Here is a 7663-nt window from a genome sequence, read left to right on the forward strand (position 1 = left end):
GTTCAGAATCATCAACTTGATTTAAAATATAATAAAAATTATCTACACTCCAATATCCGAAACTAGCTATTATTTCATCAAATAAATTCTCATACCTTTTAATCATAAAATTTAGGATTTCATTCCAAGCAATAAAGGCATCTAATCTTTTTTCATTAAAACTTGAAGTCAATAAGCTATTTTGGCGTTTTATATATATATAACCGATAAAATTTTTGTAAACTACTCGATTGGCATTAGAAAATAGTTTGTATGTAGTTGCTAAATCCTCATGTATTCTTCCTTCCGGAAAAATAATATTTACAAAGCAGCTTTTTTTAAACAATTTGTTACATAAAGAAAAACGATAAAGTTCGCCTTTAAAGAGCTGCTTCATCGCTTCTTCATTATCCATTAATTTCGTATAAATCTTGTTATTGTGCTGGTTTATAATTTTCCCATTCATTTCACGACCTAATATACATATGGATATATCGCTACTAGTGTCTTTACATAAATGATACAGCTCCATATACATTTCTTGTTCTATCCGATCATCACTATCCACAAATCCTATATATTCACCTTGGGCCATTCCAACTCCAACATTCCTGGCTGAACTTACTCCTCCATATTCTTTGTGTATAACTTTCACTCTTGTATCACTCGCTGCATATTCATCACAAATTTTACCACTGTGATCAGTTGACCCGTCATTTACAAGTATCACTTCAATATCAGTTAAAGTTTGAGCTAAGATACTATCAATACAGCTGCTAAGATATTTCTCAACATTATAAACAGGAACAATAATACTTACTACAGGTCCCATATGCATCTATCCATTTCTATATATTAATTTTCTCTTTTACCAGTGTTGATGAAACACCTTTTGTATAAGGGAAATAAACAATATCGACTCCAACTTGTTGTAATTGTTTCTCTACTTGTTCAAATAAATAATTCCCTTTCCAATCATCACCCACAAACATCACGTCAAAACCTATTTTTTCCCACGCCGAAAACTTATCTCGATTCATTTGTGGAACTACTTCATCCACGTATTTTATTCCTTCAACTATCGCCATTCTTTCATCATATGGAATCACAGGTTGTTTATTTTTGTAGGTCAAAACTAACTCATCCGTACTAACGCCTACAATAAGGTAATCACATTTTTCCTTTGCTCTCTTTAATATATTTAAGTGTCCGACATGAAATAAATCAAAAACACCGGTTGTATATCCAATTTTATACTGCTTCATATACTTCTCCCCTTTGCTTTTTAAAGCATGTTTCTGTTATTTCTTTTAATAAATATTCACTTGCTTTGCCTTCTTCAAACGATCCAATGTTTATCAAGAAATTATGTAATCTACTTCTGTATAATTCATAGTTAAAATCATCAATTTTCACTACTAAATCCTCGTTGCTAAATGCCGTAATAAAGGGTAATTGCTTTATATCAAAATATAGCTTTCTCTCGTTGCTTACGTATTCATTGACATCAGGAATATAAAGAAAACATGGGCGATTAGTTATAGAAAAATCAAATATTAGAGAAGAATAATCCGAAATAAGTACATCCGATATAGCTAATAATTCTTGGATATCGTCATACATTGTTACATCAATTACGTTAGAATCTTCTTTTTGTAGTTGGCTAGATTTAGAAATTAGGTGAGGGTGTAGTTTAATTAATAAAGTCCAGTCTCCCCCAAACTTGTTTTGGAGAGCATTTATGACTCTTGGAAATTCAAGATCATAGGCTTCTATCCCGTTATTTTTCCTGAACGTTGGAGCATATAAAACAATTTTTTGTTTTTCTGGTATTCTAAGGTTTTTGATAATCTCCTTCTTATTAAAAGAATTACTAAAGAAAAGATCATTCCTGGGAGTACCATACTCAAAAATTTTACCCTTATACCAAAAAGCATTATTAAAAATATCAGTGCTGTATCTACATCCTGATAGTAATAAATCACACTTTAAAGAGTCCCTTTTGGCCATTTCAACATACTGCAGAGGGAGTGATTCTTCAGCATCTTTTTCAATTTGTTTCAATCGTAAAGAACTATGCCAGGTTTGGATGTAATATTGTTCTTTTCTCTTAACGAACAAATCAGTAGTCCGAAAATTTGTAATTACCACTTTTGATGTGCTTAATTCGTAAAAGTATTTAAAAGACATCGTTTTTACTTTCCGTATGCCTTTTATATGTTTTTTTGACTTGAGATCTGTAAATGCCCATACAATATCAAATGTTTTCGGTGAACAATTTTTTAGAATATATTCGGATATATATTTTGGGTTGCAACCATATTGGCTTCCATAATAGCTAAAAAACATGACTTTATTATTTTTGATTGGAAAACAATTAAAAATATAGATAATTGCAAGATAAACAATTTTTTTTATTTTGTTCACTTACAGGACCTCCTTTCTTGGAATTTCCATTCGTTCTAGCCCCTGTTTATTTGCAAAAACGTTCAATTTTCGTAAAACCTTCTGGAATACAAGATAAATAATTTGTAACAGAGGGTGTATTGAAAATAAGTTTAACTGGGTCTTTAACTGCTTATCACTTCCGACTGCTTTTAATAGATAACCGTAATTATTTTTGATGTAAGTTCTAATTTCTTTCCTATGTAATCCGCCTTTGTCTTTGTTCTTATTCATAAACAACAAATTGTAGTGAATAAGGCTTGTTTTTAAAATGTTCTTGTATGATTCTTTTGTTAAGTATTCATAATGAATTTCTAAAAATTTATGTCGCACCTTTAAACCTTTTAATATATCAAGGTTCCTTGGGGTATATGTTGAAACAATACTGTCACTTCTTTGTAAATAGTAGTACATTGGTTTGTGAAGAATAAGGTAGGTGTTTACTCGATGCATAACATTATGTGACCAAAATACATCCTCGAATAAAACACCTTTTTCAAACGGGAGATCCTTTATCAACTCTGTTTTATAAAGCTTTCCCCAGGCAAAATTTTTCACTTTTTCGTTGATCACTAATTCTGTCATGAGGATCTTTTTATTCAAGGTTATAGGCATATCATCTTTCGAAAAATATCTATTATCAAACAGCAAATAATCTTCATAGGCATAATAAAAAGCTGATTGCACGATATCAGCTTTATTTTTGATACTATTGATTACCATAGTTTCCACCATGGTAAGATCCAACCAATCATCACTATCTACAAACAAGGTATACTCTCCAGTTACAAACCTCATTCCATAGTTTCTTGCATCAGACAATCCACCATTTTCTTTGTGTAGTGCAGTCACACGAAAATCTAACTCTGCGTAATCGTCTATAATAACTCCGCATCTATCCGGTGATCCATCATCGACAAGAATAACTTCTATATTTGAATATGTTTGATTAATGATACTCTCCACACATCTATGAATATACTTTTCAACCTTATAAACAGGAACAACAACGCTCACTTTTGGTAACATTTATTGTTCCCTCCCTAAATTAGTGCATATAATTTTTCTAACTCATTTGAATTTCCGTAATTCGTGTTTTTACAATTGGAAGTAAGTTTTTTTCGTAATCCGTTATCAAGATACATTCTTTCAATTCCCTGGGCTATTCCTTCAACAGATAAGTCACAAATGTAACCGTCAAATCCATTTTTAACCTGGCTATCTGCTGTGGAATAATTAGTGATTAGCACCGGCTTTGACAAAATTTGTGCTTCGCCGACAGTCACTGCTTTTCCCTCATATCTAGACGGTTGCACATAAATATCTGCTTCTTTCATAAAAGGAAACGGATTTGTTCTTTTACCTAATAAAATAAATGAATCTTCAAGTTCATATTTAGCAATTAAATGCTTAATAATTGTTTCATCTCCACCATACCCAACTACATACCAAACAATGTCATTGTAGCCTTGGTCTTTCAATAGCTTCAACGCTCTGACTGCATTATCTATTCCTTTGGCATGCGATAATCTTGCAACAGAAATTATTTTAAATCGTTTATCATTTTTCATTGGGTTCTCAATTTCTTGATTAGCTAAAGTTTTAACGATTTCAGGAGAAGTAATATTTTCCATGACTCTAACTTTTCGTTTTAATATTGGGTATTTTTTTATAAAAGATTCTTTGCAGCCTTGAGATACGGCAATAATGTAATCATATTTATTCCACATATCAACATCCAATTTGATATCTGTGTTTACGGTTGAAAAATCAGTGTGAATCCATGCAATTTTTGTTTTGGCTTTCACTTTCTCAGCAACAAAATAATGTGGCCATAAATAGCTAATGGCCACATCATATTCTTTCTCAAGCTTAGGTAAAAAAGGTAATGAATACTTCCACATATACTGCATTTGCTTATAACCATTCTCAGTTGACTTGTCAAAACTCGCTTTATACTTTGAAAATATTCTAGTTAAACCGATAGAAATATTTCCTTTCATAAAAATTTGCCCTATAGACATTCTAAAAGTTTTATATTTTTTCGATTCATTTAATAAATTAGGGTTATTAGGAAGTAGATTCATAAAATCGCCGGAATGACTGTATAGCATCAAATCCACTTGATGTTCTTTATAGTCGAAATTATTTAAAAGACTAATAAGGCTTCGCTCTACTCCACCTACCTCCATATCAAATGAAGAAATTAATACGTTCTTCATAAGCTCCTCCATTTTTATATCTGATAAAGTTCCATTAAATTTGATATGCCTTTTTGAACTTCATATCCATTTTTCTCGAAACCAGAAATGATTTTGTCTTTATTTGATTCTTTTTTTCCCATTACTTCAAGAATCTTATTAGCCCACGCAACGGTACCATCTTCAAGATGTACCCTTGAAACTAAGTCAATCTTTAAATCTGCTTCAGGTTGGATGGCTTCGGATACAATACAAGGAACACCACTGGCTTGTGCTTCAAGAAGAACGAGCCCAAGCCCTTCATAAATAGAAGGAAATACAAAAACGTCCATGCTATGAAGAATCGTTGAGATATCACTTCGAACCCCTACAAATTTAATATGATTATATAAGCCTTCAATTTTTGCTTGCTCCTCAATTTCTTGCCTTAGATCTCCATCCCCCACTAAAAGCAATTTTATCTTTGAATCCCTCTTGATTAAGTTTTTCAAAACATCTAATAAAAATTTATGATTTTTTGGTTCAATAAATCGCCCGATGTGCCCAACAATCTTACTTCCTTCTAAACCAGCTTCTTTTTTAAACTGTTCAACTTTATCGGTATCAATTTCAATAAAATTTTTATAGTCAATTAAATTTGGGAAAAAAGTATAATTTGGTTTTCTTAAAACCATTTCACCAAATAAATATCTTCCCGCTTGATTACTGCATGCCAAATAATGAGTAGAGAAATTTAAAATTATATTTCTCATTACTTTTATATAAAATTTTCTAATCACACTATTAGAGTGATCTAAAGTTGTATGCGCGTGTGCAATTCTAATCTTAATCCCCGCTAATTTAGCTGCTATATTGGCAGTCCCGCAATGAAATAACGTATGAGAGTGGACTGCATCATATGGGCCATTTTCCTTGATTGTTTGTACAAGTTCCTTTATAGATTGAGTTTTAGATAACTTAATCACTTTACCACCTAAAGATCTTATTTCCTCATCGTAATGGGCATCTTGTTGACTGTAAGAAATAAAATCAAATTGGACTTTTTTTCGTTCAATGTTTCGATAGATATTCATGAGCATTGTTTCTGTACCAGCCCTGTTCATTGCCCCTACTATATGAAGAATTCTTTTTGGATTATTAACCATCATCATTTTTACCTCAAAGTCCAACCGGGTATTTTATTGAAAGTGTATTTTTTACACAGTCAATTACTCGCATTTGATCGTCCTCTGTCATGTTAGTTCCGGAAGGTAGGCAAATACCAGTTTCAAACAAATGCTTTGAAACATCGACCTCTTCATTATGAGGATAATATTTTCCCCCGTTAAATAACGGTTGAAGATGAAGTGGTTTCCAAACAGGGCGTGCCTCAATATTTTCATTGGAAAATACATCCAATAGTTCATTAACTGAAGTCCCTGCTATGCTTTTGTTAATAGTTAGGGTAGTTAACCACCGATTTGAGTATGTATTTTTTAATTCTGGCATAAACTCAAATCCTGGGATTCCAGATAATTCAGTATAATAGCGATTAAAAATGTCTCTTTTAGCCTGCACTCTCATATCTAATACCTCTAATTGCCCTCTGCCAATCCCTGCCAAAACATTACTTAGTCGATAATTATATCCAATTAAGCTATGCTGATAATGTCTTGCAGGATCCCTTGACTGTGTGGCTAAAAATCTTGCTTTCTTCATCGCCTTCGAATCATTCGAAACCAACATTCCTCCCCCCGAAGTAGTAATGATTTTGTTACCATTAAATGAAAATACTCCAAACTTTCCGAAAGTTCCACTAGGAATTCCCTTATATGTTGAACCTAGAGATTCTGCTGCATCTTCTATTACAGGGATGTCGTACTCATTACATAGCATTAAAATCTCATCCATATTTGCACTTTGACCATATAAATTTACTACAATAACTGCTTTCGGTAAGTCTCTTTTTATTGCTGCGTCACGCAGTGCTGCTTCGAGTGCTATCGGAGACATATTCCAGGTTGCAGGTTCAGAATCAATGAAAACAGGTTCTGCACCTTGATAGAGTATAGGGTTTGCACTTGCTACAAAGGTAAGACTAGAACAAAACACTTTGTCACCTTTACTTACCTCTAATAAAGAAAGAGCCAAATGAATTGCCGCAGTTCCTGAACTAACTGCCACAGCTTCATTGGCTCCTACATAAGAGGCTATTTCTTTTTCAAAGGCATCTACATTTGGACCTAATGGTGCAATCCAATTTGTTTCGAATGCATCTTTTATATACTTTATTTCTTTCCCACTCATATGTGGTGAGGCAAGGTATATCCGTGGTTTATGTTTCAAATAAATGCACCCCCTAGTATAAGTTCATTATGCATTTTGTACTTTTCTTTCCAACTTTCCCCGGTAAATTGGAAAATAATCTTCTTTTAATTCATACTGTTTCTTTAGATATTCAATTACATTATTATATATTTCTTTATTATGGATCTTCTTCCCGATGAAATAATCATAATTGCGATTATTTGAAAAAGATGTTTTGTACTTAAATAATCCATCATTTTCTTGATAACCTCCACCTAAATGGAGCTCCTTCGATCCAAAGGATTTACAAGCTTCAATCATAAAATCAAATAATAGATTATTTGGGCGGTACTCTAAATATTTTGTTTTGGATGCACCGAGGTGATAGTGTGAAAACTCTTTTCCTACAATAACTAATGTTCCAGCGATAATCTCATCTACACGTTTTGCAAATAATAATAAGGTTTTACTTATTTCTGTCTTTTTTACTTGTTCATAAAAATACTGATCATCAAAATAATAATAATCACTGGCATTATTTCGATCCATTGTTTCCTTATACATTCCGATAAATTTATCGACATTTTCCTTTGTACTTTCAGCTACATAACAAGAAATATTATTGTTGTTTGCAATTTTAATATTTCTCTTATTGGAGGTTGTATAATTTAATCGAATCTCTTCTAATGATTTAGTTAGATCCACTGCAGTAGTTTTTCTAATATATTCAATATCCATTACATCTTTACAAT

General features: G+C 32.2%; 8 protein-coding genes. All 8 read right to left on the bottom strand.

Features of this window, described 5'->3' with window-relative positions; genetic code table 11:
* Window positions 1-811, bottom strand: an 811-nt coding sequence (locus V7112_RS23415; protein ID WP_335424335.1) for a glycosyltransferase, incomplete at its 3' end; no start/stop codon positions are given.
* 16 nt (window positions 812-827) lie between these two features.
* Window positions 828-1244, bottom strand: coding sequence for an adenylyltransferase/cytidyltransferase family protein (locus V7112_RS23420; protein ID WP_335424337.1), 417 nt, complete (start codon window positions 1242-1244; stop codon window positions 828-830).
* The gene (locus tag V7112_RS23425) at window positions 1231-2406 is read right to left on the bottom strand and encodes a CDP-glycerol glycerophosphotransferase family protein (RefSeq protein ID WP_335424339.1); all 1176 of its coding nucleotides are present in this window, start codon (window positions 2404-2406) and stop codon (window positions 1231-1233) included. Before V7112_RS23425 ends, V7112_RS23420 begins: the two co-directional genes overlap by 14 nt.
* Complete coding sequence (locus V7112_RS23430; protein WP_335424342.1) at window positions 2407-3453, bottom strand: glycosyltransferase family 2 protein; 1047 nt, start codon at window positions 3451-3453, stop codon at window positions 2407-2409.
* Between the two features lie 14 nt (window positions 3454-3467).
* The gene (locus tag V7112_RS23435) at window positions 3468-4646 is read right to left on the bottom strand and encodes a glycosyltransferase (protein ID WP_335424343.1); all 1179 of its coding nucleotides are present in this window, start codon (window positions 4644-4646) and stop codon (window positions 3468-3470) included.
* Between the two features lie 14 nt (window positions 4647-4660).
* Window positions 4661-5773, bottom strand: a complete 1113-nt coding sequence (locus tag V7112_RS23440) for a glycosyltransferase family 1 protein (RefSeq protein ID WP_335424345.1) — start codon at window positions 5771-5773, stop codon at window positions 4661-4663.
* A 10-nt stretch (window positions 5774-5783) separates the two neighbouring features.
* Window positions 5784-6911: a DegT/DnrJ/EryC1/StrS family aminotransferase gene (locus V7112_RS23445; protein WP_335424349.1), complete on the bottom strand. Its 1128-nt coding sequence runs from the start codon at window positions 6909-6911 to the stop codon at window positions 5784-5786.
* Between the two features lie 66 nt (window positions 6912-6977).
* Window positions 6978-7663, bottom strand: a 686-nt coding sequence (locus V7112_RS23450; protein ID WP_335424347.1) for a GNAT family N-acetyltransferase, incomplete at its 5' end; no start/stop codon positions are given.

The sequence above is a fragment of the Bacillus sp. JJ1566 genome, from assembly GCF_036962685.1.
GTDB lineage: Bacteria > Bacillota > Bacilli > Bacillales > Bacillaceae_L > Ferdinandcohnia.

Bases quoted from the DNA above. Each gene is read 5' to 3' on its own strand.
- V7112_RS23420 (WP_335424337.1), bottom strand. From the start codon at position 1,244: ATGAAGCAGTATAAAATTGGATATACAACCGGTGTTTTTGATTTATTT.
- V7112_RS23430 (WP_335424342.1), bottom strand. From the start codon at position 3,453: ATGTTACCAAAAGTGAGCGTTGTTGTTCCTGTTTATAAGGTTGAAAAG.
- V7112_RS23435 (WP_335424343.1), bottom strand. From the start codon at position 4,646: ATGAAGAACGTATTAATTTCTTCATTTGATATGGAGGTAGGTGGAGTA.
- V7112_RS23440 (WP_335424345.1), bottom strand. From the start codon at position 5,773: ATGATGGTTAATAATCCAAAAAGAATTCTTCATATAGTAGGGGCAATG.
- V7112_RS23445 (WP_335424349.1), bottom strand. From the start codon at position 6,911: ATGAGTGGGAAAGAAATAAAGTATATAAAAGATGCATTCGAAACAAAT.